The 25,932-nt window shown below is 62.4% G+C and carries 31 protein-coding genes; 18 read left to right on the top strand and 13 right to left on the bottom strand.

The window, feature by feature from the left end:
* Window positions 1-32: 32 nt before the first annotated feature.
* Entirely contained in the window at window positions 33-746 is a 714-nt protein-coding gene (msrA, locus tag AAXE93_RS04080; protein WP_115082152.1) for a peptide-methionine (S)-S-oxide reductase MsrA, read from the bottom strand.
* Between the two features lie 290 nt (window positions 747-1,036).
* Between msrA and AAXE93_RS04075 the strand changes: the two genes are divergently transcribed.
* On the top strand, window positions 1,037-1,300 hold the full coding sequence (locus AAXE93_RS04075) for a hypothetical protein (RefSeq protein ID WP_390128338.1): 264 nt from the start codon (window positions 1,037-1,039) through the stop codon (window positions 1,298-1,300).
* A 48-nt stretch (window positions 1,301-1,348) separates the two neighbouring features.
* On the opposite strand, the gene AAXE93_RS04070 is transcribed toward AAXE93_RS04075, so the two are convergent.
* The gene (locus AAXE93_RS04070; RefSeq protein ID WP_011364125.1) at window positions 1,349-1,612 is read right to left on the bottom strand and encodes a hypothetical protein; all 264 of its coding nucleotides are present in this window, start codon (window positions 1,610-1,612) and stop codon (window positions 1,349-1,351) included.
* Between the two features lie 67 nt (window positions 1,613-1,679).
* On the bottom strand, window positions 1,680-3,443 hold the full coding sequence (locus AAXE93_RS04065) for an ABC transporter ATP-binding protein (RefSeq protein WP_390128336.1): 1,764 nt from the start codon (window positions 3,441-3,443) through the stop codon (window positions 1,680-1,682).
* A 150-nt stretch (window positions 3,444-3,593) separates the two neighbouring features.
* Between AAXE93_RS04065 and trpD the strand changes: the two genes are divergently transcribed.
* From trpD to AAXE93_RS04025, 8 genes are all read left to right on the top strand, one after another.
* A complete protein-coding gene (gene trpD / locus AAXE93_RS04060; protein WP_390128333.1) occupies window positions 3,594-4,640 on the top strand; it encodes an anthranilate phosphoribosyltransferase in 1,047 nt (348 codons plus the stop codon).
* A gap of 7 nt (window positions 4,641-4,647) precedes the next feature.
* Window positions 4,648-5,808, top strand: a complete 1,161-nt coding sequence (carA, locus tag AAXE93_RS04055) for a glutamine-hydrolyzing carbamoyl-phosphate synthase small subunit (RefSeq protein WP_390128331.1) — start codon at window positions 4,648-4,650, stop codon at window positions 5,806-5,808.
* Between the two features lie 42 nt (window positions 5,809-5,850).
* Window positions 5,851-6,240 carry an STAS domain-containing protein gene (locus AAXE93_RS04050; RefSeq protein WP_390128684.1) on the top strand — a complete coding sequence of 130 codons (390 nt, stop codon included), beginning with the start codon at window positions 5,851-5,853 and terminating at the stop codon, window positions 6,238-6,240.
* Window positions 6,237-6,647: a Mini-ribonuclease 3 gene (locus AAXE93_RS04045; RefSeq protein ID WP_390128328.1), complete on the top strand. Its 411-nt coding sequence runs from the start codon at window positions 6,237-6,239 to the stop codon at window positions 6,645-6,647. Before AAXE93_RS04050 ends, AAXE93_RS04045 begins: the two co-directional genes overlap by 4 nt.
* A 16-nt stretch (window positions 6,648-6,663) precedes the next feature.
* The gene (gene rlmB / locus AAXE93_RS04040; protein ID WP_390128326.1) at window positions 6,664-8,274 is read left to right on the top strand and encodes a 23S rRNA (guanosine(2251)-2'-O)-methyltransferase RlmB; all 1,611 of its coding nucleotides are present in this window, start codon (window positions 6,664-6,666) and stop codon (window positions 8,272-8,274) included.
* A gap of 57 nt (window positions 8,275-8,331) precedes the next feature.
* Window positions 8,332-8,577: a DUF1816 domain-containing protein gene (locus tag AAXE93_RS04035; protein ID WP_115132509.1), complete on the top strand. Its 246-nt coding sequence runs from the start codon at window positions 8,332-8,334 to the stop codon at window positions 8,575-8,577.
* A 28-nt stretch (window positions 8,578-8,605) separates the two neighbouring features.
* On the top strand, window positions 8,606-10,081 hold the full coding sequence (gene gatA / locus AAXE93_RS04030; RefSeq protein ID WP_390128323.1) for an Asp-tRNA(Asn)/Glu-tRNA(Gln) amidotransferase subunit GatA: 1,476 nt from the start codon (window positions 8,606-8,608) through the stop codon (window positions 10,079-10,081).
* Window positions 10,082-10,151: 70 nt separating this feature from the next.
* Entirely contained in the window at window positions 10,152-13,670 is a 3,519-nt protein-coding gene (locus AAXE93_RS04025; RefSeq protein ID WP_390128320.1) for a DNA polymerase III subunit alpha, read from the top strand.
* A gap of 36 nt (window positions 13,671-13,706) precedes the next feature.
* On the opposite strand, the gene AAXE93_RS04020 is transcribed toward AAXE93_RS04025, so the two are convergent.
* Genes AAXE93_RS04020 through ruvA form a run of 3 tightly spaced genes read right to left on the bottom strand, consistent with a single transcriptional unit; the run spans window position 13,707 to window position 15,103 of the window.
* Entirely contained in the window at window positions 13,707-14,120 is a 414-nt protein-coding gene (locus AAXE93_RS04020) for a PAM68 family protein (RefSeq protein WP_115082161.1), read from the bottom strand.
* A gap of 12 nt (window positions 14,121-14,132) precedes the next feature.
* Window positions 14,133-14,402 (bottom strand): 30S ribosomal protein S15, encoded by a 270-nt coding sequence (gene rpsO / locus AAXE93_RS04015; RefSeq protein ID WP_006851408.1) that lies wholly within the window; start codon window positions 14,400-14,402, stop codon window positions 14,133-14,135.
* Window positions 14,403-14,458: 56 nt separating this feature from the next.
* A complete protein-coding gene (gene ruvA, locus AAXE93_RS04010) occupies window positions 14,459-15,103 on the bottom strand; it encodes a Holliday junction branch migration protein RuvA (RefSeq protein ID WP_390128315.1) in 645 nt (214 codons plus the stop codon).
* Window positions 15,104-15,125: 22 nt separating this feature from the next.
* Between ruvA and AAXE93_RS04005 the strand changes: the two genes are divergently transcribed.
* Window positions 15,126-15,587: a hypothetical protein gene (locus AAXE93_RS04005; RefSeq protein WP_390128682.1), complete on the top strand. Its 462-nt coding sequence runs from the start codon at window positions 15,126-15,128 to the stop codon at window positions 15,585-15,587.
* A gap of 3 nt (window positions 15,588-15,590) precedes the next feature.
* Here the strand turns inward: AAXE93_RS04005 and AAXE93_RS04000 are convergent, their stop codons facing one another.
* Entirely contained in the window at window positions 15,591-16,481 is an 891-nt protein-coding gene (locus tag AAXE93_RS04000) for a DMT family transporter (RefSeq protein WP_390128312.1), read from the bottom strand.
* A 53-nt stretch (window positions 16,482-16,534) separates the two neighbouring features.
* On the opposite strand from AAXE93_RS04000, the gene dnaG reads away from it, so the two are divergent.
* The 3 genes from dnaG to AAXE93_RS03985 are packed head-to-tail and all read left to right on the top strand — an operon-like array spanning window position 16,535 to window position 19,192.
* Window positions 16,535-18,583 (top strand): DNA primase, encoded by a 2,049-nt coding sequence (gene dnaG, locus AAXE93_RS03995; protein ID WP_390128310.1) that lies wholly within the window; start codon window positions 16,535-16,537, stop codon window positions 18,581-18,583.
* A 55-nt stretch (window positions 18,584-18,638) separates the two neighbouring features.
* A complete protein-coding gene (locus AAXE93_RS03990) occupies window positions 18,639-18,896 on the top strand; it encodes a hypothetical protein (protein WP_115132806.1) in 258 nt (85 codons plus the stop codon).
* The gene (locus AAXE93_RS03985; RefSeq protein WP_006851716.1) at window positions 18,896-19,192 is read left to right on the top strand and encodes a hypothetical protein; all 297 of its coding nucleotides are present in this window, start codon (window positions 18,896-18,898) and stop codon (window positions 19,190-19,192) included. The genes AAXE93_RS03990 and AAXE93_RS03985 overlap by 1 nt, the downstream gene beginning before the upstream one ends.
* 21 nt (window positions 19,193-19,213) lie before the next feature.
* Here the strand turns inward: AAXE93_RS03985 and AAXE93_RS03980 are convergent, their stop codons facing one another.
* The gene (locus AAXE93_RS03980; protein ID WP_390128306.1) at window positions 19,214-20,488 is read right to left on the bottom strand and encodes a Y-family DNA polymerase; all 1,275 of its coding nucleotides are present in this window, start codon (window positions 20,486-20,488) and stop codon (window positions 19,214-19,216) included.
* A gap of 12 nt (window positions 20,489-20,500) precedes the next feature.
* The gene (locus tag AAXE93_RS03975) at window positions 20,501-20,932 is read right to left on the bottom strand and encodes a LexA family protein (protein WP_390128304.1); all 432 of its coding nucleotides are present in this window, start codon (window positions 20,930-20,932) and stop codon (window positions 20,501-20,503) included.
* Between the two features lie 88 nt (window positions 20,933-21,020).
* Between AAXE93_RS03975 and AAXE93_RS03970 the strand changes: the two genes are divergently transcribed.
* The gene (locus AAXE93_RS03970) at window positions 21,021-21,410 is read left to right on the top strand and encodes a hypothetical protein (RefSeq protein WP_390128302.1); all 390 of its coding nucleotides are present in this window, start codon (window positions 21,021-21,023) and stop codon (window positions 21,408-21,410) included.
* On the opposite strand, the gene AAXE93_RS03965 is transcribed toward AAXE93_RS03970, so the two are convergent.
* Genes AAXE93_RS03965 through AAXE93_RS03950 form a run of 4 tightly spaced genes read right to left on the bottom strand, consistent with a single transcriptional unit; the run spans window position 21,379 to window position 23,363 of the window.
* The gene (locus AAXE93_RS03965) at window positions 21,379-22,005 is read right to left on the bottom strand and encodes a 2OG-Fe(II) oxygenase (RefSeq protein ID WP_390128300.1); all 627 of its coding nucleotides are present in this window, start codon (window positions 22,003-22,005) and stop codon (window positions 21,379-21,381) included. The two genes, AAXE93_RS03970 and AAXE93_RS03965, sit on opposite strands and share 32 nt — an antisense overlap.
* Window positions 22,006-22,014: 9 nt before the next feature.
* Window positions 22,015-22,449 (bottom strand): 23S rRNA (pseudouridine(1915)-N(3))-methyltransferase RlmH, encoded by a 435-nt coding sequence (locus tag AAXE93_RS03960; RefSeq protein ID WP_390128297.1) that lies wholly within the window; start codon window positions 22,447-22,449, stop codon window positions 22,015-22,017.
* The gene (locus tag AAXE93_RS03955; protein ID WP_390128293.1) at window positions 22,446-22,874 is read right to left on the bottom strand and encodes a hypothetical protein; all 429 of its coding nucleotides are present in this window, start codon (window positions 22,872-22,874) and stop codon (window positions 22,446-22,448) included. The genes AAXE93_RS03960 and AAXE93_RS03955 overlap by 4 nt, the downstream gene beginning before the upstream one ends.
* Before the next feature lie 3 nt (window positions 22,875-22,877).
* Window positions 22,878-23,363: a pentapeptide repeat-containing protein gene (locus AAXE93_RS03950; RefSeq protein ID WP_390128291.1), complete on the bottom strand. Its 486-nt coding sequence runs from the start codon at window positions 23,361-23,363 to the stop codon at window positions 22,878-22,880.
* Window positions 23,364-23,506: 143 nt separating this feature from the next.
* Here AAXE93_RS03950 and AAXE93_RS03945 point away from each other — a divergent pair, with 143 nt between their 5' ends.
* From AAXE93_RS03945 to AAXE93_RS03930, 4 genes are read left to right on the top strand one after another with little or no spacing between them, the layout of a single operon-like run.
* Window positions 23,507-23,803, top strand: coding sequence for a YraN family protein (locus AAXE93_RS03945; protein WP_390128289.1), 297 nt, complete (start codon window positions 23,507-23,509; stop codon window positions 23,801-23,803).
* A gap of 14 nt (window positions 23,804-23,817) precedes the next feature.
* Window positions 23,818-24,642 (top strand): 16S rRNA (adenine(1518)-N(6)/adenine(1519)-N(6))-dimethyltransferase RsmA, encoded by an 825-nt coding sequence (gene rsmA, locus AAXE93_RS03940; RefSeq protein ID WP_390128287.1) that lies wholly within the window; start codon window positions 23,818-23,820, stop codon window positions 24,640-24,642.
* A gap of 9 nt (window positions 24,643-24,651) precedes the next feature.
* A complete protein-coding gene (gene ispE / locus AAXE93_RS03935; RefSeq protein WP_186495527.1) occupies window positions 24,652-25,575 on the top strand; it encodes a 4-(cytidine 5'-diphospho)-2-C-methyl-D-erythritol kinase in 924 nt (307 codons plus the stop codon).
* Entirely contained in the window at window positions 25,572-25,889 is a 318-nt protein-coding gene (locus AAXE93_RS03930; protein ID WP_114989036.1) for a DUF3082 domain-containing protein, read from the top strand. The genes ispE and AAXE93_RS03930 overlap by 4 nt, the downstream gene beginning before the upstream one ends.
* Window positions 25,890-25,932 lie beyond the last annotated feature (43 nt).

Below are 25,932 nucleotides of genomic sequence, written 5' to 3'. Positions count from 1 at the left end.
CATGGGTCGGGATCTTGTTCATTTTGGCCGAATCAGCCCAGGGCGATCGGGCTGTTGTCGGATCGAAGCACGCAGTGACTGATGGACCAGTCGTACTTGTCCCAGACCTGCTTCGGGAGTTTGTAGTTCGACCCCTCGAAGTCACCAAGCAGCGTCTGGGTTGGCATCGCGGAGCAGTAGGGGCGGCTGCCGGGTTTGGCGAGGTATTGCTGGTGGTAGTCCTCGGCGAAATAGAACGTCTGGTCCGCCAGGATTTCGGTGGTGATGGCCCCGTAGCCCTTGGCCGAGAGGGCGACTTGATAGGCATCCCGGCTGGCCAGGGCCAGTTGCAGATGCTCCGGATTGAACGTGTAGATGGCTGATCGGTATTGGCTGCCGGTGTCGTTGCCTTGCCTGTTGCCCTGGGTGGGGTCGTGGCACTCCCAGAACAGTTTCAGCAGGTCGCTGAAGTCGAGGGCGGGTCGGCTCCACACCACACGCACCACTTCCGTGTGTCCCGTTCTGCCGGAGCAGACCTGGTTGTAGGTGGGTTGCTCGGTCTGGCCGCCCGCATACCCCACAGCAGTGCTCACCACCCCAGGCAGTCGCCAGAACCCTTTTTCAGCACCCCAGAAGCATCCACAGGCAAAGATTGCTTCCTCCTGGTCGGCCATCAGGGGTGCCTTCAGCGGCGTTCCCAACACGGCGTGCGTTGCCGGGGCCGAGGATTCGGCGCTGCCGCGGGGAGACAGCCAGGAAGGAAGCATGTTGGTTGCGTTGGTCCGCAGAGCTTAGGCAGCGGATTCAGCGCAGTGATGCTGCCGCGTCGAGGGCCATCTGTGAACTTTCAGTGATGGCTCCCCAAGTGAGGGATACATAGGGAACGAATCAAAGCTTGGCTTGAAGAGTGGTTCTTCTTTGAACAATGTTCTGCAGAAAGGTGTTGATTGTTTGTCAGTGGTTTTCAGCCTGAATGGCGCTGTTGCTGAGCTGTCCCGAGACGAGTCTGCGGGTTAGGCACATTTGATTGTTGACACTATTGGGAATGTCATCAGGGGTGGAGGAGATTGTGCCGATGGCGGGCTATGGCCAGAAAGAAGACGAATTGGATGGATCAATCAATTGCAAGCCATTGATTGATGGCTTGTTGATGAAGAAAGCTGTTTCTAAGAAACAAAAACAGGTGGTTCATTCTGTTGAACCAGAAAGCGCACCTGCGCCAGGACTGTCTGCCCTCAATCGCTGTGCAGGATGGAACGAGCTTCTTCTGATGGCCGACCAAGGAAAAGTTGTCTCGTCCTGCGGAACCATCGCGGGATAGCCGTTCCGGACGTGTTGACAGGCCCTCTTTTCTTGTTGCCGTTGATGCTCAGGACGCGTTGGCTTCGCCCTCAACTGGGTTGAGCTGGATGTGATTCAGCAGCGTTGTGACGAAGGCGAAGAGCAGAAACGGCAGGCTGAGCACCAAAATCAGCCCCACTCCCACCAGCGCAAACACCGGTCGCGACGAGCCCATCAGGGCAAGCCCCGCAGCCAGGCTCACAAAAATGACGGCCATCCAGGCCAGCACCTGTCCATAGATATCGCCAAAGGTGAGCGTGCAGCGCACCGCGAAGGGGGATCCGCTGGTCATAGGCAAGGAGTTGCCTTCACAGCTAAGCCACGAACGTTGGTGTTGTCAGAAAACGCCCGGAGATTCTTCAGGAAGCCAACGCATCCAGTTGTTGCGACGCCTGCTGACGCTCCCAAAGCCGTTTGTACACACCCGGCTGCTGAATCAAGGCGTTGTGGTGTCCCTGTTGAACGATACGTCCGTTCTCCATCACCAGGATGCGATCACAGGCCGCTGCGGCTGAAAGTTGATGGCTGATCATCACGATCGTCCGGTCGTCCTGAGCTCGGATCGAATCCAGAATCGCCGCAGCCGTGTTGTTGTCAACGCTGGCCAAGGCGTCGTCGAGGACCAACACCGGCGCTGACATCAGCAGAGCCCGGCCCAGAGCTGTGCGTTGACGCTGACCACCACTCAAGGTGATGCCGCGTTCACCAACGATGGTTCCGAAACCATCGGGAAAGCCCTTCACGTCATCAGCCAGGCGGGCTTGCTCTGCCGCCAGTTCAACCCGCTGATCACTGGCTTCAGGGTCGCCATAGCGCAGGTTGTCCGCCAGGGTGCTGGTGAACAGAAAGCCCTCCTGGGGAACGATCGCCACGTCATGGCGCAACCTCTTCAGGGGCATCTGGGTGACATCCACACCATCCAGGAACAGCTGTCCCGGTTCCAGTGGAACCATCCGACCGAAGGCCCGAGCCAGGGTGGTTTTGCCGCAGCCCACGGCCCCGACAACAGCCACCAACTCCCCAGGCTCGATGCAGAAGCTCAGGCCATTGAGGGTGTTCTGCTCTGCGCCCTGGTACTGAACCGTCAGGTCACGGGCTTCAAAACGCCCCCGGCGTTCGGTCGTTGGCCGGGGCTGAGCATCAGAGGGATCAGGGTCTTTGATCTTTGGTTCCCGTTTCAGTAACTCCTCAACTCGCTCGAGGCTCACCTGGCCGGTCTGGAAGGTGTTGAGCGTGAATCCCAGCAGTGCCGTTGGGAAGACGAGCTGCTCCACATAAAGGATCAGAGCCACCAGTCCTCCAATGCTCAAACGACCGGCTTCGAGCTGACCGCTGCCGATGGCCAGCAGCAAAAGAACCGAGAGGGAGGAAATGCCCTGAAGCAGCGGGAACAGAGTGCTTTGTGTTCTCGCCAGCTGAATGGCACTGTCGCGGTAGCGGCGGTTGCGCGTGGCAAAGGCCTGCTGTTCTGCTCCCTCCTGGCCGTAGATCTTGATGGCCCCGATTCCCGAGAGATCCTCTTGAATCAGGTTGCTGAGGGCGGAGAGTTCTTCCTGCTGCGCGCGCTTCTGACGCATCATGCGTCCACCGAACAGGCGCACGGTGCTGAGCATCACGGGGTAAAGCCCGACGGCAGCCAGGGTCAGCCACGGATCGATGGCCAACATCGCGGGCAGCGTCAGCGCATAGGCCAGCAGCGTGTTGGTCAGACTGAGAATCGCGAATCCGAGCAGGCGCCGGATGTTTTCCACATCGCTGGTGGCGCGACTGATCACTTCACCGCTGCCTTTGCTCTGAATCCAATCGGGTTCCTGGCGGAGCATGTGCTCGAACAGGCGCTGACGCAGATCCACCTCCACTTGCCGGCCCACGCCGAAGATGAGTTGTCGCGAGGCCAGCCGGATCACCCCCATGGTGCTGGCGAGCAGCACAACCCATCCCGCCTGGCGCAGGACTCCGGCGTAACTGAATCCCTCCTGCAGCTCGTCCACAACGCTGCGCACTTCCATCGGGATCGTGACCCGCAGAACGTTGACCACCACCAGAGCGATGGCTCCCAGCAGCACCGTGCGGCGGTGGGGACGCAGATAGCGGCCGATCAGATCGAGACGAAGGGCGGCCATGCGAGCTCGTGGGTCCCGTTGGCAGGCCAACCTAGGCATCCGGCTTCAACGGCTGGTCGTTATCCGTTGATCTGGGGGATAGTGGGACTGTCCCCATCACCCGGCCCGGCGTGCCTCGCACCCCGGGTTTTTTACTGCCAGCCCCCCTCCATGTCTTCAGACCCGCGTTCCTGGTCCGGTTGCTTGGACCATCTGCTGCAGGGCAACAACCTCAGCTCCGATGAGGCCACTGCTCTCATGCGTGCCTGGCTGGCCGAAGAGCTCGAGCCCGTGCAGACCGGGGCGTTCCTGGCTGGACTGCGGGCCAAGGGGATGGTGGCCGATGAGCTGGCGGCCATGGCGGCTGTCCTGCGCGAGGCCTGCCCCCTTCCTTGCCCCCGGCCCGATCTGGCCATGGTCGACACCTGCGGCACCGGTGGTGATGGTGCCGACACCTTCAACATCTCCACGGCGGTCGCCTTCACCGCCGCCGCCTGCGGGGTCAATGTGGCCAAGCACGGCAACCGCAGCGCCAGCGGCAAAGTGGGTTCAGCCGACGTGCTCGAGGGGCTCGGCCTCAACCTCAAGGCAGCGTTGAACAAGGTGGTCGACGCTTTGCCGGGAACCGGTGTCACCTTCCTGTTCGCTCCCGCCTGGCATCCAGCTCTTGTGAATCTGGCGCCGCTACGACGCAGCCTGGGGGTCCGCACGGTGTTCAATCTGTTGGGTCCTCTGGTCAATCCGCTGCAGCCTCAGGCGCAGGTTCTTGGCGTGGCGCGTCCGGAACTTCTCGACCCCATGGCGGGCGCTCTGCAGCACTTGGGCTTGAGCCGTGCCGTGGTGGTTCATGGCGCTGGAGGCCTCGATGAGGCGTCCTTGGCGGGGCCCAATGCCTTACGTCTGATCGAATCCGGGGGCATCACCACAAAGGAGGTTTGCCCTGAAGATCTGGGCCTCACCCGTGCTGGTCTCGATCAGCTGCGCGGTGGTGACTGCGCGGTGAACCAGCAGATCCTTCAAAACGTTCTTCAGGGGCAGGGATCCCTGGCGCAGACGGAGGTTGTGGCCTTCAACACAGCCCTGGTGCTTTGGGCTGCCGGGCTGCAAAGCGATCTGCCGGCTGCAGTTGCTCAGGCTCTGGCTGTTCTCAACGAGGGCAAGGCCTGGGACAAGCTTGTGGCTCTGCGGGATGCCCTGTCCGACGGAGATGGAGAATGAGTGACTGATGACCTGCGGCGGCCCTTCGATGCCCGATTCCCCATCAGACAAGGCTTGTCTCGTCCTTGCCGATGGCACGGTTCTCACCGGTGTCGGCTTCGGCCATCGCGGCACCACCATCGGTGAGGTGGTGTTCAACACCGGCATGACCGGTTACCAGGAGGTGCTAACAGACCCCTCCTATGCCGGGCAGCTGGTGAGCTTCACCTATCCCGAACTCGGCAACACCGGGGTGAATGCTGACGATCAAGAAGCTGATCGCCCCCATGCCCGTGGCGTGATTGCCCGCCAGCTGGCCCCAGTTCCCAGCAACTGGCGCTGTGAACAGTCCCTTGAGAGCTGGATGCAGGCCCACCAGCTGGTGGGCATCAGCGGTTTGGACACCCGTGCCCTGGTGCGTCACCTGCGTGAGGTGGGGGCCATGAATGGCGTGATCAGCAGTGACGGCCAGACCCCGGCGCAGTTGCTTGAGCTCCTGAAGCAGGCCCCGTCGATGCAGGGGTTGAACCTGGCGGACCGCGTCACCACCCGTGAGCCCTACCAGTGGAATCAGGCCTGCAGTGTTGGCTTCGATCAGCGTTTGCAGCGCCGCAGCGACGCGCCCTTCCGCGTTGTCGCCATCGATTTCGGCATCAAGCGCGCCATCCTCGATCGATTGGTCGCCCATGGTTGTGATGTCACGGTTCTGCCGGCAGACACGGATCTGGAGACGGTTCGTTCCCATCGCCCGGACGGCGTCTTCCTGTCCAACGGCCCTGGCGACCCGGCAGCGGTGACCCGTGGGATCGCCCTGGCCAAGCTGTTGCTGGAGGAATCCGATCTACCCCTGTTCGGCATCTGCCTGGGCCATCAGATTCTTGGTCTGGCCCTGGGCGGAGAGACGTTCAAGTTGCCTTATGGCCACCGCGGCTTGAACCATCCCTGTGGCACCACAGGCCAGGTTGAAATCACCAGTCAGAACCATGGCTTTGCCCTCTCCGCTGATTCTCTGGATTCAGACGTCATCGACGTCACCCATTTCAATCTGAACGACCGCACCGTTGCAGCGATCGCCCACCGTCAGAAGCCAGTGTTCGGGGTGCAGTACCACCCAGAAGCGAGTCCGGGCCCCCATGACGCCGACCATCATTTCGCCCGCTTTGTGACGCTGATGGCCGATCGCCGTTGATGAGGTGGTAGCCAACGCTCAGCATCACTACACTTCGTGCCGATGATGCCTGGGGGGCTTGATCCCATCAGCGAACTGCAGCGACTGACCGTCTCTCTCCGGGGCGGATTCGAACAGAAAGACGGCTGTCTGGTGTTTCATTTCACCGGTCAGCTGGACGCATACTCCGAGAAACAGTTCATGGAGTACGTGGGTGATGTTTTGAAGGCCAACAAGCTTCCTTCTGTTCTCGATCTCAGCAAGATCGATTTCCTCGATTCATCCGGCCTTGGGGCTTTGGTTCAGCTGGCCAAGCAATGCACGGATGCCAAGCGGTCGTTTGTGCTGGTGGGGAACTCAAGGCTGACGCAAACGATCAAATTGGTGCGTCTTGAGGAGTTCCTACATCTGGTGGAGGATCTGCCCACAGCCCTCAACCAGTTGGCCGCTTGAGCGATTGGATTCGAAGCCAGTCTCCCAGGGACACCAACGAACAGCTGGGACCATTGCAACTGGCTTGGATTGGTGATTCCGTGTGGGAGCTCCATCAACGGCTCCGCCATGGGTCGAGGCCAGGACGTTCTGATGACCTGCATCGTGCCGTCGTGGCTGATGTTCGTGCTGACGCCCAGTCCCGTTTGTTGAGCTGGCTGGAAGAACGCGAGCTCCTCTGCTCAGAAGAACTCGATCTGGTGCGGCGGGGTCGCAACAGTGCCGGGCGGGGGCCACGGCGCGCAGACGCTGGGGTTTATGGAAGGGCCACAGGGTTTGAGACAATGGTGGGCTGGCTGTTTCTGAACAATCCAGCCCGGCTTGCGGAGCTCTTCGATCACTTGGAGCAAGCCGGATCCAACCCATAACGTTGCCTCGCACACCATGAGCCCTCGCTTTGAACGCCGCTCCAGCGGCCCATCCCGCGATGGCCGTTCGCGGCCTGGTGGCAGTGGACGACCGGCAGGGGGGCGCTCGTCGATGGGCCGTTCCGGCAATGGTCGCCCCATGCCGGGCAACCGCCGTTCTGACGGCGGTCGCTCCCCTTATGCCAAGCCTGGGCGTGATGGCGGCGGTTATCGCGAACGACGCGCTCCACGGGATGGAGAGTGGGACCAGTCGCGAGGTGGCGATCGACCCGGCAATCGGTTTGGTGAGCGCTCTGGTGATCGACCCGGTTATCGGTTCAAGGAGCGGTCTGGTGAGCGTTTCGGTGATCGCGCCGCTGATCGATCCGGTGATCGAACTGGAGAACGTTTCGGTGATCGGCCGAAAGAGCGGTTCGGCAACCGCTCCCGTTCCTTTGACCGAGATCAGAACGCCCCCCGCTCGGCCTCTCAAAACGAACGCTCAGGGCCTGGACGTTTTCGCGATCGCAACGATCGGTTCGGCGACCGCCGTCGCTCCGGGGATGAACGGCGCCAACCGTCCCAGCGCCCCAGATCCCGTTTCGATGAGGCTCGTCCTCAGCGGCCGGATGCAGCCCCGGAGGCTGCAGCGGCCACCCCGCCAGCGGACGATCTGATCTGGGGGCGTCATGCCACCCAGGCCGCGTTGGAGGCCGGACGCCCCATCCATCGCATCTGGTGCACTGCCGAGATGCGCAGTGCCTCCAAATTCCTCCAGCTCCTGCGCGATGCCAAGGCCTCGGGCGTTCTCGTGGAAGAGGTGACCTGGGCCCGGTTGGGACAGATCACAGGTGGGTCCGTTCACCAGGGCATCGCCCTGCAGACGGCGGCGGCGGAAACCCTTGATCTCGACAGCCTCATCGAGGGCTGCTCGGATCTGGGGGAACCCCCCCTGTTGGTGGCCCTGGACGGTGTCACCGACCCCCACAACCTCGGGGCGGTTGTTCGCTCCGCTGAAGCCATGGGAGCCCATGGCGTGGTGATCCCCCAGCGCCGCAGTGCTGGCTTGACCGGTTCCGCCGCCAAGGTGGCCGCCGGAGCCCTGGAACACCTGCCGGTGGCACGCGTGGTCAACCTCAATCGCTCCCTGGAAAAGCTCAAAGACTCCGGCTACAGGGTGGTGGGCCTTGCCGCTGAAGGGGATGTGACCCTCACCGATGTCGACCTCAGTGGGCCGATGGTGCTGGTCACCGGATCCGAGGACCAGGGCCTGTCGCTGATGACCCGGCGCCATTGCGACCAGTTGGTTCGCATCCCGCTGCGGGGCATCACACCGAGCCTGAATGCCTCCGTCGCCACAGCCCTGTGCGTCTATGAAGTGGCACGGCGCAACTGGATGAAGGACATTCACGGCCAGGCACCGTCGCCGCCGATTCGGAGGCCCAAACTTGCCGGTGCTGAATCGCCTGTTGTGGCTGAACAACCTGTTTCGTCTGAACAGCCCGCTTCGCCCGAACAGCTTGCTTCGCCTGAACAGCCTGAAGCTCCTGTTGAGAAGGCCCCGGAACAGCGGATTGACCTGGATCTGAACCCATCGCAGCCGGATGCTGCCCTGCCGTTCGATCAGAACATCCAGCTATCTCCCTGAAAACAGCGCGGTTGACCAAGATACCGGGGCACAATGCCCCGAGGTCCTGTTCATCCCATGAGTCCCCTGATTCGGCCTCTGCGCAGCCTTGCCAATGGCTTTGGAGTCGCTTGGTGGGCTCGCGTTCAGACGTCAGGCCCTGATGTGACCTACTGGTTCGGACCTTTCATCACCCGCAAGGGGCTGGAGAGCGAGCTCAGTGCCTTCCTGGACGACGTCAAGTCGGAGCAACCCCAGTCGATCAGCCATTCCCTGCTGCGGACCCGGCGCTCCGAGCCCCTCACCATCTCAGCTGAGGGCTGATCCTGCGGCTGATAGCGTCCTTGCTGCAATGGATCGCAGGGACATGACGATCAGCGCGTGGCGTCAGCAACTGCAGAGCGGCGAGGTTTCCTCCCGCGAGCTCGTTGATCAGCACCTCAAGCGGCTCGAAAGTTCTGAGCCTTCGCTGAACGCTTTTGTTGAAGTCACGGCTGATCACGCCCGTGCTGAGGCGTCCCGCGTTGATGAAGCCCGGGCCGCCGGCGAGACGCTCGGCCCCCTGGCGGGATTGCCGCTGGCCATCAAGGACAACCTCTGCACCAAAGGTGTTCGCACCACCTGTTCCAGCCGCATGCTCGAGCAGTTCGTGCCGCCCTACGAATCCACGGTCACCGAGCGGCTCTGGCAGGCCGGTGGTGTGTTGGTGGGCAAGACAAATCTGGATGAGTTCGCCATGGGTGGCTCAACCGAAACGTCCGCGTTCGGGGCCACACAGAACCCCTGGAACACCGCCCATGTGCCGGGTGGAAGCTCCGGTGGCAGTGCAGCGGCCGTCGCCGCCGGCAGTTGCGTCGCTTCGCTTGGTTCCGACACCGGTGGTTCCATCCGCCAACCGGCGTCGTTCTGTGGTGTGGTCGGCCTCAAGCCCACCTACGGCCGCGTCAGCCGTTGGGGCCTGGTGGCCTTCGCCAGCTCTCTGGATCAGGTGGGTCCCTTCGCCGGCAGCGTTGCTGATGTGGCCGAACTGCTCCAGGTGATCGCCGGACCCGACCCCCGCGATTCCACCTGCCTTGATGCAGCGGTTCCCGATTTCAGCGCCGGCCTTAACCAGTCCATCAAGGGGCTGAAGGTGGGGGTGATCAAGGAGTGCTTCGATGCCGAAGGCCTCGATCCCGAGGTGAAGGCATCGGTGCAGGCCTCTGCTGCCCAGCTGGAGGCTCTCGGTGCTGAACTGGTGGAGGTGAGCTGCCCCCGGTTCAACGACGGCATCGCCACCTACTACGTGATCGCACCATCGGAGGCGTCGGCCAACCTGGCGCGGTACGACGGTGTCAAATACGGCTTCCGTGCCGAAGACGCCGAGAGCCTTGCCGCGATGACTGCGCGAAGCCGTGCTGAAGGATTCGGCGCTGAGGTGCAACGGCGAATCCTGATCGGCACCTACGCCCTGTCTGCCGGATATGTCGATGCCTACTACAAAAAGGCGCAGCAGGTGCGCACCCTGATCCGGCGGGATTTTGATGCGGCCTTCCAGAGTGTTGATGTGCTGCTGACGCCAACAGCGCCGTCCACGGCCTTCAAGTCTGGTGCCCACGCCGACGACCCGCTGGCGATGTATCTGGCTGACCTGCTGACGATTCCGGTCAACCTTGCGGGACTTCCGGCCATCAGTGTTCCCTGTGGATTCAGCGCGGCGGGTCTGCCGATCGGGATGCAGCTGATCGGCAATGTGTTGGATGAACCGCGTCTGCTTCAGGTGGCGCATCAGTACGAGCAGGCCGCTCAGGTGTTTGCGTCACGCCCGGAAGCTGCACTGGTTCCCTGATCTGCGCCACATGTGGGGGGTTGTGTTCCCCTTGAACGCTGGATCTTGCGTTGGGTCCTAGGCTGACCCCATGGCTTTCGTTCCTCTCCACAACCACAGCGACTACAGCCTTCTGGACGGTGCGTCGCAGTTGCCGGCCATGGTGGAGCGGGCGAAGCAGTTGGGCATGCCCGCCATCGCCCTGACGGATCACGGCGTGATGTACGGCGCGATTGAGCTGCTGAAGCTCTGTCAGGGCACAGATCTCAAGCCGATCATCGGCAATGAGATGTATGTGATTAATGGGTCCATTGACGACCCGCAACCCAAGAAGGAGAAGAGATATCACCTGGTGGTGCTGGCGAAAAACGCCACCGGTTACCGCAATCTGGTGAAGCTCACCAGCATCAGCCACCTGCGGGGGATGCGGGGACGCGGGATCTTCTCCCGTGCCTGCATCGACAAGGAACTGCTGAAGCAACACAGCGAAGGCCTGATCATCTCCACGGCGTGCCTCGGCGGTGAGATCGCCCAGGCGATTCTGCGGGGTCGCCCCGATGTGGCTCGCAAGGTGGCGGCTTGGTATCAGGAGGTGTTCGGCGACGACTACTACCTCGAGATCCAGGATCACGGATCCCCGGAAGATCGGATCGTCAACGTTGAGATCGTCAAAATTGCCAAGGAGCTCGGCATTCAGATCGTTGCCACCAACGATGCCCACTACCTGAGCAAGCAGGACGTTGAAGCCCACGATGCCTTGCTTTGCGTGCTCACAGGCAAGCTGATCACCGATGAGAAGCGGCTGCGTTACACCGGCACTGAATACATCAAAACCGAAGAGGAGATGGGCCTTCTCTTCGGGGATCACCTCGAGCCTGAGGTGGTTCAGGAGGCGATCGCCAACACCGTCAAGGTGGCCGAGAAGGTGGAGCCTTACGACATTCTCGGGCGCTATCAAATGCCCCGCTTCCCGATTCCCGAGGGCCATACCCCCGTCAGCTACCTGAGGGAGGTGACCGAGCAGGGATTACGGGATCGGCTCGAGCTCAGCCCTGATGCTGCCTTGCCCGACGACTATGCCGAGCGCATGGCCCATGAGCTCAAGATCATGGAGCAGATGGGATTTCCCACCTACTTCCTGGTGGTCTGGGATTACATCCGTTTTGCCCGGGAACAGAACATTCCCGTCGGTCCGGGTCGTGGCTCCGCCGCAGGGTCGCTCGTCGCGTACTGCCTGGGGATCACCAACATCGATCCGATCACCAACTGCCTGCTGTTCGAGCGCTTCCTCAATCCGGAACGCAAGTCGATGCCTGATATCGACACCGACTTCTGCATCGAGCGTCGTGGTGAGGTGATCGACTACGTCACCGAACGCTACGGCGAGGACAAGGTCGCGCAGATCATCACCTTCAACCGGATGACCTCCAAGGCGGTTTTGAAGGATGTGGCCCGGGTGCTCGATATTCCCTACGGGGATGCCGACCGTCTGGCGAAGCTGATCCCGGTGGTTCGCGGCAAGCCCGCCAAGCTCAAGGCGATGATCGGCGAGGAATCACCCAACCCCGAGTTCCGCGACAAGTACGAGGCGGATCCAACGGTGAAGCGTTGGGTGGACATGGCAATGCGGATTGAAGGCACCAACAAAACCTTCGGTGTTCACGCAGCTGGTGTGGTCATCGCCGCTGATCCCCTCGACGAACTGGTGCCGTTGCAGCGCAACAACGATGGTCAAGTGATCACGCAGTACTTCATGGAAGATGTGGAATCCATGGGTCTGTTGAAGATGGATTTTCTGGGGTTGAAGAACCTCACGATGATCGAAAAGACCCTCGAACTGGTGGAGGTGAGCAGTGGCACCCGTGTCGACCCCGACAAATTGCCGCCCCAGGATGAAGAGACCTTTGCCCTACTGGCGAGAGGTGATCTGGAGGGGATCTTCCAGTTGGAATCCAGCGGAATGCGGCAAATCGTGCGTGATCTCAAGCCGTCATCCCTGGAAGACATCTCTTCGATCCTTGCCCTCTACAGACCGGGGCCTCTCGATGCTGGCCTGATTCCCAAATTCATCAACCGCAAGCATGGCCGGGAGGCGATCGACTTCGCCCACGCGATTCTTGAGCCGATCCTGTCCGAGACCTACGGGATCATGGTGTACCAGGAACAGATCATGCGGATCGCGCAGGATCTGGCCGGTTACTCCTTGGGTCAGGCCGATCTGCTCCGGCGGGCGATGGGCAAGAAAAAAGTGTCTGAGATGCAGAAGCACCGCGGCATCTTCGTTCAGGGTGCTGGAGAGCGCGGCGTTGATGAAAAGGTCGCCGACGAACTGTTCGATCAGATGGTTCTCTTCGCTGAATACTGCTTCAACAAGAGCCATTCCACGGCCTATGGCGCCGTTACTTACCAGACGGCTTACCTGAAAGCGCACTACCCGGTCGCTTACATGGCGGCCCTGCTCACGGTGAACGCCGGAGCTGCCGACAAAGTGCAGCGCTACATCTCCAATTGCAATGCGATGGGGATTGAGGTGATGCCCCCGGATGTGAATGCCTCGCTCACCGATTTCACCCCCAACGGCGATCGGATCCTGTTTGGCCTTTCCGCCGTTCGCAACCTTGGTGATGGTGCGATCCGTCAATTGATCGCCGCCCGCGATAGCGATGGGCCTTTCCGTTCCCTGGCGGACCTCTGCGACCGGATCCCGTCCTCAGTGCTCAACCGCCGTGGTTTTGAGTCGTTGATTCACTGCGGTGCCCTGGATGCCATGGATCCGCAGGCCAACCGTGCTCAGTTGATGGCAGACCTTGATCTGCTGCTCGACTGGGCCTCGTCACGGGCCAAAGACCGAGACAGCGGCCAGGGCAACCTCTTTGATCTGATGGCTCCTGCCGCCGATGCCGATGGGCCGGCGGATCTCAGCCATGCACCCAAGGCGGCGCCGGTACCGGACTATCCCCCAACCGAAAAGCTTCGTCTCGAAAAAGATCTGGTGGGCTTCTACCTCTCCGATCACCCACTCAAACAGCTCACACCCTCGTCGAAGTTGCTGGCCCCCATCGGTCTGGGTTCCTTGGAGGAACAGCCCGACAAAGCCAAGGTGAGTGCCATTGCGATGGTTGCTGAAATGCGCCAGGTCACCACCCGTAAGGGCGATCGCATGGCGATCCTGCAGCTTGAGGATCTCACCGGAAGTTGCGAAGCGGTGGTGTTTCCCAAGAGTTACGCGCGCCTCGCAGATCACCTGATGGCTGAAGCCCGCCTCTTGGTGTGGGCTGGGGTTGATCGTCGTGACGAACGCGTGCAGCTGATCATTGACGACTGCCGCGCCGTCGATGAGCTCAATCTGCTGCTGGTTCAGCTCCCCTCCGATCAGGCCAGCGACATTGCCATTCAGCACAAGCTTCGGGAATGCCTGAACCAACATCGCCCTGAGCGGGATGAACTGGGAGTGAAGGTGCCTGTGGTCGCCGAGGTGTGCCACGGCGACAGCGTTCGCTATGTGCGACTCGGTTCCCAGTTCTGCGTCAAAGACGTTGATGCAGCGATCGCGTCACTGCGCACCCAGTCTTTTGAAGCCCGATGCAGCGATCGTCTGGTGCTCACCTGATCGTCTGATCAGGAGGGCCTGATCCACAGAACTTGATCAGGACTTCGATTGCTGTTGCTGCTGCTTTTGGGCCCGAATCGACTCCTTCATCCGCTGAATGTTCGGCTTGAAGTTCTCGAAGCCGAGCAGAGAACCCGGTTCGGGATCCCAGCTGGCAGTCAAAACGCCAACGCTCAGGCCCACCAAACCCAGGAGGAAAAACAGTCCGGAGCCCGTCAGCGTGAGTCCTGGAGCGATATCGGCGATGCCACGGGTGACGACGAAATAACTGCCAACAAAAACTCCCATCCCAGCGAGGGACGGGAGTCCTGTGAACACAGCAACCCGGCGAGCCATCCGATCGGCCACGTAGCGAGGAATGGCTTCCTGCCGAGGCGTCCCTGAAGCAGGCTTGCTTCCCTTCCCGGACCCTTTGGGCTCAAAGGGGAGGGCGTTGCGTTGCTCAGGCATGGGGGACGTCGATCAGCCGCGGATGCCTAGTTTGGCGATCGTGTCGGCGTAGCGTTGCTCGCTCTTGCTGCGCATGTAGCTCAGCAGGCGCTTGCGGCGGCCAATCATCTTGAGCAGCCCCTGCCGTGAGGAGAAGTCATGGATGTTGTTCTGCAGGTGGCTGCTGAGACGGTTGATCCGCTCACTCAGCATGGCTACCTGGACCTCGGCAGAACCGGTGTCGGTGCCGTGGGTCTGGTGAGTGTTGATCAGCTGCTGCTTCTCGGTGGTATCAAGCGACATGCGCGGGGGGCGGCCCTGTCAGTGCAAACAACCAGCTTACCTTCGCGTGGGGCGGCTCAGGCCGATTCGCGGCTCAGCCATTGCAGGCAGCCCCGCAGCCAGGCGTCCTGGTCGTCTCCAGTAGGCGGTTGGCCATCGGCGCCCTCAGCGATCGCACGGATGGCTCGACGGATTTCCAGATCGTCGTAACCCAGCATCGAGAGGGTCGCTTCCACGTCGGCACCGCTTGCCGGCATTTGCTCCGAGCTGACGCCTTCCGCCAGCGATGGGGCGGGATCCACGCCCGCGAAGGCCGCAATCGAGGCCCTGAGTTCCACCGCCAAGCGCTCAGCGGTGCGTTTGCCGATGCCCTGCGCTTTGCAGAGGCGACGCAGATCACCGCTGCTGATCGCTTCCACCAGCTCCTGGGGCTTGCATTCCTGCATCAGCGCCAGACCGGCCTGGGGGCCCACACCGCTGACGCTGATCAGCAGCCGGAACAGATCCCGCTCCTGGCGCAGGGGAAAGCCGTAGAGGCTGCTGCCGTCCTCCCGCTGCACCTGATGAATCCACAGGTTCAGGTCGCCATCCGCCGGAAGGTTCTGCTGATGCCGCTCGGTCAGGTGCACCTCATATCCGACCGCACCGCAGAGCAGCAGAACGCCGCTACGGTTGCCTTGAGTCCAGCACTCCATCGGTCGTCCCTGCAGCCAGCCGATCATGGGGAGAGGTTTCAACCGCGTCATGTTGCCGCAGCTGTCATTGCCTGTCTCTGCTTTCAAGCGCGTTGTGCGCCGTTTCCTTCAGGTGCTGTGCGTTCTATCGATCGTGGTTTCACTGACGGCATGCAACGGATCTCAGCCGCCACGGGCTCTCCTGAATGAAGCGCTGGCCCTGCAGATTCAGCTCACCCAGTCAGCCATTGCCAGCTCCCTCGATCTCACCCCGATGCCCATCGCCCCAAGCGTGAGTCGGGTGCGGGTGGAGGACCAGGAAAGTTTTGCCCTGGGTGACGAGCAGGGCTTCAGGATTTCAGGCCGCTTCGACTGGCAGCTGCCCGGCGACCGTGTGCAGGTGGATAGCCCGTTTGAACTGTTTCTGCAGCGAGGCTCCCGCGGTCAGAGCTGGCGCCTGGCCAGACCCAAAGGCGGATCCGACGACCGCCAGGCCTGGCTGACGTACCCCCTGGGTTTGGACAAAGCCTGAGCTCTAACGTCGCGCCGACAGGCTGATCAGGGTGGCGGCCAGCACCAGCAACCCGCCTCCCACCTGCCAGGCATTGATCGATTCGGCGAACCACAGCCAGCCCCAGCCTGCGGCAAAGACCACCTGCACGTAGTTGATCGATGTGGCTCGGGCGGCGGGCAGGCAGCGCAGGCCCTCGGTCACCCAGATCTGGCCCAGCTGGGTCATCACCCCGACCCCCAGGAGCCAGAACCATTCGATGCCTTGGGGCCAGACCCCTTGCTGCAGCACCCAGGGCAGGGTCAGGGGAACCGAGATCATCGGGAAATAGAGGATGATCACCAAGGGGTGCTCGGTTTGCGACAGCCGTCGCACACTCACGTAGGCCAGGGCGGTCATCAGAGCCCCACCAATTCCGATCAGGGCAGGGATCAGTTGCGCAGGTTGGGCTGTTCCCGTGAGCCACTGCGGTTGCACCACGAGGGTGACGCCGATCCAGCCCAGCAGAACCGCTGCACTGATGCGTCGGCGCAGGGGCTCGCCCAGCAGCAACAGCGCTGCCACGGCGGTGAAGGTGGGGTAGGTGTACTGGAGCACCGTCGCTGAAGCGAGCGGCAGCTGGTCAATCGCTTCGAAGAAGCAGAGCAGGGCCAAGCTGCCCAGCACCCCCCGCGCCACCAGCAGCCCCCGTCTCTGGCCCCACGGGGAGACCCCGGCCAGGCGCAGGCCCACAGCGGTCAGAACGATGCTGATCAGGGCCCGGCACAGCACGATTTCCGCCACCGGAAGCCGACTGTTCAGTTGCTTGACGCAGACCGTCATCAGGCTGAAGGCCAGGGAGCTCAGGATCAGGGCTCGGCTGCCCCGCACCGAGTCCCGGTTCCACCAGGGCTGTGGGGTCTGCGGTTCGGCCATGGCTGTTCTGATGACGGGGTGCACGGAACCCTGCGACTTCGCAGAATGGACCGATGGTGAACGCCCGCCTGCACCCAAGAACGATTGAGGCCGTCAAGGAACGGGCCGACATCGTTGATGTGGTGGGCGAGCACGTGGTGCTCAAGAAGAAGGGACGGGAATTCGTCGGGATCTGTCCGTTCCATGACGACAGCAAACCGTCGATGACGGTGTCGCCCGCCAAGCAGTTCTACTACTGCTTCTCCTGTGGTGCTGGCGGCAACTCCATCAAGTTCCTGATGGAGTTCCAGCGCCAGAGTTTCAGCGATGTGGTGCTGGATCTTGCGCGGCGTTATCAGCTGCCGATCGAGACGGTGGATGGTCCGCAGCAGGAACGGCTGCGCCAACAGTTGTCCCGCAGGGACAAGCTGCAGCGGGCCCTGGCCCTAGCTGCCGGTTGGTTTCGCAGCCAGTTGATGGCGCCTGCTGGCGCAGAGGCCCTCAAGTACCTCAGTGAGGCCAGAGGGTTGAGTCCCGCCACCCAGGAGACCTTTCAACTCGGCTATGCGCCGAATCAGTGGGATGGTCTGCTGAAGCATCTTCAGCAAGTTGAGGGGCTGGCGCCTGAGCTTCTCGAGGCTGCTGGGCTGGTGGTTCCCCGCAAGGGGGGCAACGGGTTCTATGACCGCTTCCGCCATCGGGTCATGGTGCCGATCCATGACCGTCAGGGCCGGGTGATCGGTTTCGGGGGACGCAGCCTTGATGGCAGTGAACCGAAATACCTCAACTCCCCCGAGACCGAAGTGTTCGAGAAGGGGAAGCATCTGTTCGGTCTCGACAAGGCCTCCAATGCCATCCGCAAGGACGACAGAGCGGTGGTGGTGGAGGGCTATTTCGATGTGATTGCCCTGCATGCTGCCGGCATCACCAACGCTGTGGCCTCCCTCGGCACGGCCCTGAGCAGTCAGCAGATCACCCAGTTGTGCCGCGTCAGCGACAGTAAGCGGATCGTTCTGAATTTCGACGCCGACGGTGCCGGTGTCCGTGCAGCCAATCGAGCCATTGGCGAGGTGGAGCAGCTGGCGATGCAGGGCCAGCTGGAGCTGCGGGTTCTGCACCTTCCTTCAGGCAAGGACCCCGATGAGTTCCTCAAACAGAACGGGGCCGGCGATTACCGCGCCCTGCTCGATCAGGCCCCCCTCTGGCTGGATTGGCAGATCGAGCAGGTGCTGGAGGAGCGCGATCTCAGCCGGGCCGACCAGTTCCAACAGGCGGTTACGGCCCTGGTGGGGCTGCTGGGCAAGCTGCCCCAGTCCGCCGTGCGCACCCACTACCTCCAACGGGTGGCGGAGCGCCTCAGTGGTGGCCAGGGACGCCTGGCGCTTCAGCTCGAGGATGACCTGCGGCAGCAGGTGAAGGGCCAGCGTTGGCATGGGCGCTCCAGCCGTCACGAACAGCCCGGTGAATCCGGACAGCGGGAGCGTTGTGAGGCCGATCTGCTGCGGCTGTATCTGCATTGCCCCCGACATCGGGCCACGATTCGCCAGGAACTGCGCAAACGCGAACTGGAGGATTTCGCCATTCCCCATCATCGCCATCTCTGGGCGGCCATTACGGATCTCGAGGAGACCAACCTGGGTGAGGGGCGCATGGAGTCGATCAGCCGTTGCGACGACGACGGCGAGGGTCTGGATCTCATCGATCTGCCCCGCTTGCTCACCGATCAGCTCTTGCTGGAGAGCAGTGCGCTGGTGTCCCGCCTGACGCCCCTTTTGGAGCCAGGTGAATTGCAGCGTGTTGCCCTGGCGGAGCCCCTGGAGCAGCTGCGGGGTATTGCTGCCCTGCTGGAGCGTCAGAAAAGCTTGAAGCGCTGCCGGCACCTGTTGGAGGCCTGGGGTGGCCAGCGTCTCCAAACCCTGGAATCCTGCATCGCTGTTCTGATTGATCAGGAGGCTTCGTCAGATCAGGCCTCCGTGGACATGGAGGTGCGGATTCAGGCCCTCTTCGATGACCTCAACCGTGATGCGCTGCGCTACCAGGAGCTGTATTACACCGAGCGAAAACACATCGGCCATCTGGATCAGCAACGTTGCGCCAGCTACACCGTTCCCCCGGCCGCCTGAGCCATGGGCCGGTGGTCTGGGCAAACTGCATCAGGATCTGTTCCTCGAGTTGAAGATGTCTGAATTCTTCGAAGCGATCTGGCACGGTGAGGGCGTCGGCGACGGCGGTGATCTGGAGGAAGCGCTGCAGGCCTACGTCGCGGTGAAGCCGGAGGAGGGGGATTGGGTTGAGGCTTGCGCCGCCGAGGGGGCCGACCCTGTGATCGAGCGCTTCGCCTCGTTTGACGCCTACCTCGACAACGCTGATCCGCTTGAGCGCATTGCCGTCACCCCGCAGATGATCAGCGAAGCCCTTGCGTTGTTGCCGTCCTGATGACTGATTCGCAGCTGGATTTCGCCGCGCTCGATCCGGTCAACCACCTCTGGCCGGCCTTTGTGGAGCGTCTGGGTTCCGAGAAGGCTCAGCGGGCTGTTCGTCAGGCGCTGGATCTGCAGGGCATGCGAGGGCACCAGGGCACCCTGCCGGTGCTGTTCACTGAAACCGGAGGACTGGCGTTGGCCAGCACCGATCTGGTGCGGGAGCAGACGGGTCTCAACGCCCACGGCGAGCGGATGGTCTTGCTGCTCAGCACCCGTGAGCAGGTCATCCAGTTGCTGCAGGAGGTTTGAGGCCTAGATCAACGCTGTGGGTCAGGCCTTCACCACCGGTAGATCCTGCAGACGGGTGGTGGCGGCGCGGCTGAGTTGCTCACGCCGCATCAACCAGCTGGGCTGCAGTCCGCAACCGGCCCATTGCAGGGTTCCACGCCCGTAACGCCGATTGATCCGGTCGATGGTCTGCATCAGGCACTCCCGTTTCTGCTGCTGCTCCTCACTCATCGGCACCATCAGATGGGTCTGCAGGATGTCGTGGCTCTGCAGGTGCTGCATCAGCACGCCGGCCTTGGCCAGTGGACGGTGGGGGCGAAAGATCCGTGCCACCAAGGGGCGTGCCGCCTCCAGCAGCACGGCTGTGTCATTGCTCGGTAGGTCCAGCTGCGTGCTGGCGGCTTGGCTGTAAAACCCAGGAGCGAAGGGGCTGGTGCGGGTGTAGATGGTGAGCGCTGCTGCCCGTTGCCGTTGCCTGCGCAATTTCTCGGCGGCGCGCACCACATAGGTGGCGATGGCCTGGTGCAGCTCCTCCTGGTTGGTGATGGGGCGACTGAAGCTGCGGCTCACGCAGGTTTCTTGCTTCGGTGCTGGTGCCAGCTCCAGCGGCAGGCAGGCATGGCCCCGCAGCTCCCGTTGCAGCCGCAGACCCACCACGCCGCATTTGGCGCGCAGTTCACCGCTCGGCATGTCCCGGAGGTGTCGTGCGTTGCTGACGCCCCGCAGGCGACACCAATGGGCCAGTTGTCGACCGATTCCCCAGACATCCTCGATCGCAATGGTTTCCAGCCAGCGATCGGGGTTGTCGCACTGGCCGAGGTCGAACATCCCGGCATGGTCTGGGGTCTGTTTGGCCAGGCGATTGGCCAGCTTGGCCTGGGCCTTGCTGGCCCCTAAGCCGATGGCGATCGGTAGGCCAAGGTTCTGCCGTGCCCGTGCCCGCAGCTGGCGGGCCCAACCCTGCAGGTCGCCATCGCGGGGACGACGAATTCTCCCGAAGGCCTCGTCAATCGAATACACCTCCAGCTCTTCACAGTGGGCCTCCAGCAGGCTCATCATCCGCTGGCTCATGTCGGCATAAAGGGCGTAGTTCGAACTGCGCACCACCACGTTGTGCCGTTCCAGCTCCCGGCGCGCCTTGAAGTACGGCGTCCCCATGCGGATGCCGAGGGCACGGGCTTCGGCACTGCGCGCAACGATGCAGCCGTCGTTGTTTGACAGCACCACCACGGGCTGACCGAACAGAGCCGGATCCAGGCTCTGTTCGCAGGAGGCATAGAAGTTGTTTCCATCGATCAGGGCCGTGGCCTGAGGCATGGCGATGTCGCTTCAGAGCGGATGGATCACGTGGATGGCGACACCCCAGATCTGCACTTCGCCGCAGCGGTGAAGCTCCAGTGGCGGATAGTCCGGATGGGCGGCTTCCAGGCGCAACCGGCCGTGATGACGCATCAGGCGTTTGAGGGTGAAGGCACCGTCGAGCACCGCCACAACCACCTGGCCCGGACGCGGGTCGAGGCTGCGATCGACCACCAGAAGATCGCCGTCGTGGATGCCGGCGTCGGTCATCGATTCGCCGCTCACATGCAGGAAAAAGGTGCTGGTGGGATGCCGGATCAGCTGTTCATTGAGGTCGACCCCCACGTCGATGTAGTCATCGGCGGGGGACGGGAAGCCTGCGGCGACCCGTTCCCCGGCTAGGGGCAGCGTGAGCCGACTGCGCTTGGGCTGCAGGGGAAGCGGTCTGCGTTGGAGCTCCACGGCAGCAGCGACAACTGGTTAAATAGTACGCATGTACTGCTCATTGTGGGGAGGATCCGGTGAGGATGGTGGCCTTCGACATCTGGTGTTGGCTGACTCCCCTTACCTCGTGGCCATGGCGCTGATCGATCAGCAGGGCCGGCGCGCCCTGCCCCTGGGGGGACGGTCTCAGAAAGAGGTGGCTCCGCAGGGTGAGGCCCCGGAGGCGTTGGGCCATGTACTGGTGCTGGAGCTGTTGCTGCGGGTGTGGCAGCGCAGTGATCAGGGTGCGCTGCAGCGTGCGGCTGGAGCCGACAGCCTGCTGCTGGTGGAGCTGCCGATGGAACGGCTGCCGGAGGACGTGCCCAGGCTCAAGGCGGACTGGTTGAACACGGGGGATACGGCCGCGTTCAAAGCGGCATTGCAGGCTTTCTCCCCGCGGGCCTGGACGGTTTCGATCGAAAAATTCAAGCCGGTGGCTCTGCAGCCGTTGTGGTGAGGGGCGCTTGCTCCCAGATGTTCATGGCCACGGAATAGCGCTCGCCTTCGAACGGGTTGATCCGGTGCAGGATGCCTGGGGAGAACAGCACCAGACGGTTCACCACCGGTGGGATCGAGATCACCGAGCGGAATGTGGGTAACGGCCCCTGGTATCCGTTCTCGATCGGAGGGCTATCGGCCACCAGCGGTTCGCCGCCAGCGCAGCTCACGTGGGGGTAAAACACGGTGGACAGCAACGGAAGCAGGAAACGGCCGCTGCGTCGACCTTCCAGCTCGTCCTTGTCGATGTGCCAGTCGAGATCGTTGTTGGTGTTGCACCACCACTCGACTCCGGCCCGCTGGGGTGCGAACGGTGTTGCCAGAGGGAGCAGGGCCTCGTCGAGGTAGTGATCGACGACGGGTTGCTGAGCGGCTGCGTGAATCGAGCGGGGAGAACCGGTTTCGGGTCGCCAGCTGAATTGAGCATCACCGTCGTGTTCCTCCTTGAGTCGCCCGTGGATGTCACAGAGGTCGCGTAGGTCCTGAAGGGCGCTGGCGGGCAGAAGGTTGTCGATGATGTGCAGCATGGTCGTGGCTGAGAGATCAGCGGCCATCGCCGAACCCTAGGCACGGTGATAAGGGCTGCCTTGAACAATCGCCTGGGCTCGGAACAGTTGTTCCACGAGCATCAGCCGCGCCAGTTCGTGGGGGAAGGTCATCGGTGAAAGGCTCAGGCGCCATTGGGCCTGTGCCTTGAGCTCAGCCGTCAGACCGTCGGCCCCACCGATCACGAAGGCCAGCCGTTGGTTGCCGAATTGCTCGAGACGTCGCGCGAAGGGAATCGACGCCAAGGTGTCGCCCTGTTCCATCAGTGCAATGAGGGTTTCGTCGGGTCGCAGGGCCGCTCTGATGGCATCGGCTTCCTTGTCTGGATTGCTGTCGCGCAGTTCGCTGATGGTCAACCCAGGCAGGCGTTTGAGGTAGAGGTCAATGCCGTCCTGAATCCAGCCACGACGCACTTTGCCCACCGCAAGAATCCGGCAACGGGCCGGGTTCAAACGTCATCTCCCTCATCCTCGAGCAGCAGCTGCCCGAAAGCCACGTAGAGGCTTTCCTCCTCGCTGCCCGGGTCCACCTTCGGCCGTTTCGGCTGGGTGTTTTTTCCCGGTCCGGGCTGGCTGCGCGCTGGTGCGGCAAGGGCTGGGGTGGTGTCGTTGTTGTTGAACGGCGATGGTTTAGCCGATGGTTTGCGTTGGGCCTCCAACTGTTTGAGGCGGTCCATGAGGTGCTCAGGAACGGTGCCGTCCTGGCTGGCCTTCATCAGTTCCCGGAAGAGCTCCTCGGGGTTCTTCTCCGTTTCAACGCGATGGCGCACCTGGCTGGCTTTGGGAGCTGACGCAGGCTTCTCCGGTTCCGGCAGGCGTGCAGGGAGTTGACGCCCCAACTCACGCAGGCGCTCGAGGCTGCGGGGATCAAAACTCATGGTTCAGGCGCAACCGAGACTTTCACGGGTGCTGCGGCCCGTGACGGAATTCGTTCCGTCGGCAACGGCGCAGAGGCTTTTGAGTTGGTCCCCGCGCATGGGAACGTCGGTGAAGTCGGCCCCCGTGATCAACACATCGCTGAAGCGGGTGTTGAAGGCAAAAGCCCCCTCCAGCACGGCATCCTCAAGGTTGGTGCCTGTCATCACAGCGGCGTCCAGGGTGGCTTCGCGCAGGTCGGTGCCGCTGAGGTCGGCATCCTGCAGCTTGGCGCCGTAGAGGCTGGCTCCCCGCAGATCAGACCCGGACAGGTTGGCTTCGCGCAGGTTGCTGAGGTTGAAGGTGGCCCCCCGCAGGTCCTTGTTGGAATAGTCGGCACCGATCAGCACCTGTTTGGCCACATCCATCGCGGCGTGGGCCGGAGCCGGCATCAGCCACTGGCATGTGAACACCACCAGAGAGATCAGTACGGCCGTGAAGCGTCTGTCCATGATAGAAACCATCATCGCCGAACCCTAGAACCGTTCCAGGGGGGAATGGTTTGAACCAAGACGTAAGGGTTCAAGCCGGTGGGGTCTCAATGCAGCGGTGGCTGGGCGGAGCAGCAGGCCTTGCAGCAGCTGGAAGCGCAGGGATGGCGGTTGCTGGACCGCACTGGCACTGCCGCTGGGGCGAGCTCGATCTGGTGCTGGAGCAGCAGCAGCAGCTGCTGGTGGTGGAGGTGAAGGGCCGTCGCACGGGGCATCGGGACCGCCATGGCCTTGATGCCTTCCATTCCGCCAAACGGCGCCGCATGGCCCGCGCCATCAGTTGCTGGAGAGCTGGGCATCCGGCGTCAGCTGAGCAGCTACTCCGGGTCAAGCTGGCTCTTGTTCCCTTGATGACGTCCCGCCGAACGATTCGCTGGATTGATGTGGAGCGGCTGTGCTGATGCACAGTTGACCCATGGGTTTCTCCGGACATCACGCCCGCAAGCGTTTCGGTCAGCACTGGTTGCGGGACGAATCCGTGCTGCAACGAATCATCGAGGCTGCTGACCTGCAGTCCACCGATCGGGTGCTGGAGGTGGGGCCCGGTCGCGGGGCGTTAACCGAGCGTCTGCTGGCCGCGGGGCTGAAGGCGGTGCATGCGATTGAGCTCGACCGCGATCTGGTGGATGGTCTTCAGGAACGTTTTGAAGCTCAGCCTGGGTTCAGCCTCCATCAGGGCGATGTTCTTGAAGCCCCACTGGAATTGAGTGATGGCCGCATCGCCGACAAGGTGGTGGCCAACATTCCGTACAACATCACTGGCCCACTGCTGGAGCGGTTGGTGGGCCGACTGGACCGGCCGGTGGATCCGCCCTACCAACGGCTTGTGTTGCTGGTGCAGAAGGAAGTCGCGGAGCGGATTCGTGCCCGACCCGGCCACAGCAGTTTCAGTGCCCTGAGTGTGCGCATGCAGCTGCTGGCCCGGTGCCGTTCGGTATGTCCGGTGCCACCGCGGTGTTTTCAGCCACCACCAAAGGTGCAATCGGAAGTGATCTGCCTGGAGCCCTTGCCCGCCGCGGAGCGGGTGGAGCCGGCTCTGGCCGCTCGGGTGGAATCGCTGCTGAAGCAGGCGTTTCTGGCCCGGCGCAAGATGTTGCGCAACACCCTGGCGGGTGTGGCTGAGCCAGACCGCTTGAAGGAGCTGGCGGCCTCCGCGGGTTTCAGCCTGCAGCAACGCCCCCAGGAACTCGCGTCCGCCACCTGGGTCGCCCTGGCCAGGGGTTTGAATCGGGGCGACTGAACAACCACCATGATCACGGTGACGGCCCCGGCCAAAGTCAACCTGCACCTGGAGGTCCTGGGGCTGCGCTCGGACGGTTTCCATGAGCTGGCCATGGTGATGCAGAGCATCGAACTGGCGGATCGCCTGAGCTTTCAGAACACCGCTGATGCACAACTCAGCCTCACCTGCGATGACGCCAGCCTCAGCGTCGGCGACGACAACCTGATCCTCCGGGCGGCTCAGTTGCTGCGGGACCGTTCGGGTTTCAGTGAATTGGGGGCGTCCATTCATCTCGAGAAGCGCATCCCCATCGGTGCTGGCCTGGCTGGTGGCTCCAGCGACGGCGCCGCGGCATTGGTTGGTCTGAATGCTCTGTGGGGCTTGGGCCACAGCCCCGCGGATCTGGAGCGAATGGCCGCTGAGCTCGGTTCAGACATGCCCTTCTGTGTGGCCGGAGGATGTCAGCTCTGTTTCGGGCGAGGCGAACAACTGGAAGCAGTGCCACCAACGCCTCAACCCCTGGCTGTGCTCTTGGTCAAAGACCCCACGGTGAGCGTTTCAACGCCCTGGGCCTACAAGCGTTGCCGTGAGCTCAATCAATCCCACTACCTCGCTGACGAGGCGGCTTTTGAACAACGACGGCAAGCCTTGCGCAGCGTTGATTGGCTCCAGCCATTGCGCAGCGAGCTGCCACCTCCCCTGCGCAATGACCTGCAGGAGGTGGTTGCTCCTGAAACAGCTGCGGTGCGTTCAGCGCTCGATCTGTTGAACAGCGTTCCCGAAAGCCTGGCGGTGGCCATGAGTGGTTCTGGACCCAGTTGTTTCGCGCTGTTTTCCGATCTGGCGTCATGCCGCCAGGCGCAGGATCAGCTCACTCCCCAGCTGGATCGCGCCGGCCTGAAGGCCTGGTCTTGCGCCCTTCGCAGCGATGGCGTGAGGATCGAGGCATGACTGATGTCCCCACACCAGAGAGCCCCGAACCACAGGATCCGCGCAAAGGTCCGCTGAGTTTTCTTTCCGGAGCGCTGACGGCCGGGCTGTTGGCCTGGCTGGCCCTGGGCCTGAGTCGGCGGATGGTGGTGTATTTCGCCGTTCATCCCCCGCACTACAGCTCGCCGATTGCCCAGAACATCGCCGTCACCCTGAAGACCCTTCTGGTGGGTTTGTCCTTCCTGGCCACCTTCAGCACAGGTTTTGTGGCCCTTGGCCTGACCCTGGTGTTTCTTCGCAGTCTCTTTACGGCTCGCGATCAGAACCCTGCCTAGCGTCCGCTCATTGCCAGGGTTTGGATGACGCCCCACGACCTCG

Origin of the sequence: Synechococcus sp. HIMB2401 (genome assembly GCF_042883245.1) — a bacterium.
Taxonomy (GTDB): Bacteria; Cyanobacteriota; Cyanobacteriia; order PCC-6307; family Cyanobiaceae; genus Parasynechococcus.
Note: the sequence above shows the minus strand (reverse complement) of the source record. Positions and strands in the feature narration are given on the sequence as shown.

What these genes read in the sequence shown, in the direction of transcription:
- msrA (WP_115082152.1), bottom strand. Translation starts at nt 746, where the DNA reads ATGCTTCCTTCCTGGCTGTCTCCCCGCGGCAGCGCCGAATCCTCGGCC.
- AAXE93_RS04070 (WP_011364125.1), bottom strand. Translation starts at nt 1,612, where the DNA reads ATGACCAGCGGATCCCCCTTCGCGGTGCGCTGCACGCTCACCTTTGGC.
- AAXE93_RS04065 (WP_390128336.1), bottom strand. Translation starts at nt 3,443, where the DNA reads ATGGCCGCCCTTCGTCTCGATCTGATCGGCCGCTATCTGCGTCCCCAC.
- trpD (WP_390128333.1), top strand. Translation starts at nt 3,594, where the DNA reads ATGTCTTCAGACCCGCGTTCCTGGTCCGGTTGCTTGGACCATCTGCTG.
- carA (WP_390128331.1), top strand. Translation starts at nt 4,648, where the DNA reads ATGACCTGCGGCGGCCCTTCGATGCCCGATTCCCCATCAGACAAGGCT.
- AAXE93_RS04050 (WP_390128684.1), top strand. Translation starts at nt 5,851, where the DNA reads ATGATGCCTGGGGGGCTTGATCCCATCAGCGAACTGCAGCGACTGACC.
- rlmB (WP_390128326.1), top strand. Translation starts at nt 6,664, where the DNA reads ATGAGCCCTCGCTTTGAACGCCGCTCCAGCGGCCCATCCCGCGATGGC.
- AAXE93_RS04035 (WP_115132509.1), top strand. Translation starts at nt 8,332, where the DNA reads ATGAGTCCCCTGATTCGGCCTCTGCGCAGCCTTGCCAATGGCTTTGGA.
- gatA (WP_390128323.1), top strand. Translation starts at nt 8,606, where the DNA reads ATGGATCGCAGGGACATGACGATCAGCGCGTGGCGTCAGCAACTGCAG.
- AAXE93_RS04025 (WP_390128320.1), top strand. Translation starts at nt 10,152, where the DNA reads ATGGCTTTCGTTCCTCTCCACAACCACAGCGACTACAGCCTTCTGGAC.
- AAXE93_RS04020 (WP_115082161.1), bottom strand. Translation starts at nt 14,120, where the DNA reads ATGCCTGAGCAACGCAACGCCCTCCCCTTTGAGCCCAAAGGGTCCGGG.
- rpsO (WP_006851408.1), bottom strand. Translation starts at nt 14,402, where the DNA reads ATGTCGCTTGATACCACCGAGAAGCAGCAGCTGATCAACACTCACCAG.
- ruvA (WP_390128315.1), bottom strand. Translation starts at nt 15,103, where the DNA reads ATGATCGGCTGGCTGCAGGGACGACCGATGGAGTGCTGGACTCAAGGC.
- AAXE93_RS04005 (WP_390128682.1), top strand. Translation starts at nt 15,126, where the DNA reads ATGTTGCCGCAGCTGTCATTGCCTGTCTCTGCTTTCAAGCGCGTTGTG.
- AAXE93_RS04000 (WP_390128312.1), bottom strand. Translation starts at nt 16,481, where the DNA reads ATGGCCGAACCGCAGACCCCACAGCCCTGGTGGAACCGGGACTCGGTG.
- dnaG (WP_390128310.1), top strand. Translation starts at nt 16,535, where the DNA reads ATGGTGAACGCCCGCCTGCACCCAAGAACGATTGAGGCCGTCAAGGAA.
- AAXE93_RS03990 (WP_115132806.1), top strand. Translation starts at nt 18,639, where the DNA reads ATGTCTGAATTCTTCGAAGCGATCTGGCACGGTGAGGGCGTCGGCGAC.
- AAXE93_RS03985 (WP_006851716.1), top strand. Translation starts at nt 18,896, where the DNA reads ATGACTGATTCGCAGCTGGATTTCGCCGCGCTCGATCCGGTCAACCAC.
- AAXE93_RS03980 (WP_390128306.1), bottom strand. Translation starts at nt 20,488, where the DNA reads ATGCCTCAGGCCACGGCCCTGATCGATGGAAACAACTTCTATGCCTCC.
- AAXE93_RS03965 (WP_390128300.1), bottom strand. Translation starts at nt 22,005, where the DNA reads ATGGCCGCTGATCTCTCAGCCACGACCATGCTGCACATCATCGACAAC.
- AAXE93_RS03955 (WP_390128293.1), bottom strand. Translation starts at nt 22,874, where the DNA reads ATGAGTTTTGATCCCCGCAGCCTCGAGCGCCTGCGTGAGTTGGGGCGT.
- AAXE93_RS03950 (WP_390128291.1), bottom strand. Translation starts at nt 23,363, where the DNA reads ATGGACAGACGCTTCACGGCCGTACTGATCTCTCTGGTGGTGTTCACA.
- AAXE93_RS03945 (WP_390128289.1), top strand. Translation starts at nt 23,507, where the DNA reads ATGGCGGTTGCTGGACCGCACTGGCACTGCCGCTGGGGCGAGCTCGAT.
- rsmA (WP_390128287.1), top strand. Translation starts at nt 23,818, where the DNA reads ATGGGTTTCTCCGGACATCACGCCCGCAAGCGTTTCGGTCAGCACTGG.
- ispE (WP_186495527.1), top strand. Translation starts at nt 24,652, where the DNA reads ATGATCACGGTGACGGCCCCGGCCAAAGTCAACCTGCACCTGGAGGTC.
- AAXE93_RS03930 (WP_114989036.1), top strand. Translation starts at nt 25,572, where the DNA reads ATGACTGATGTCCCCACACCAGAGAGCCCCGAACCACAGGATCCGCGC.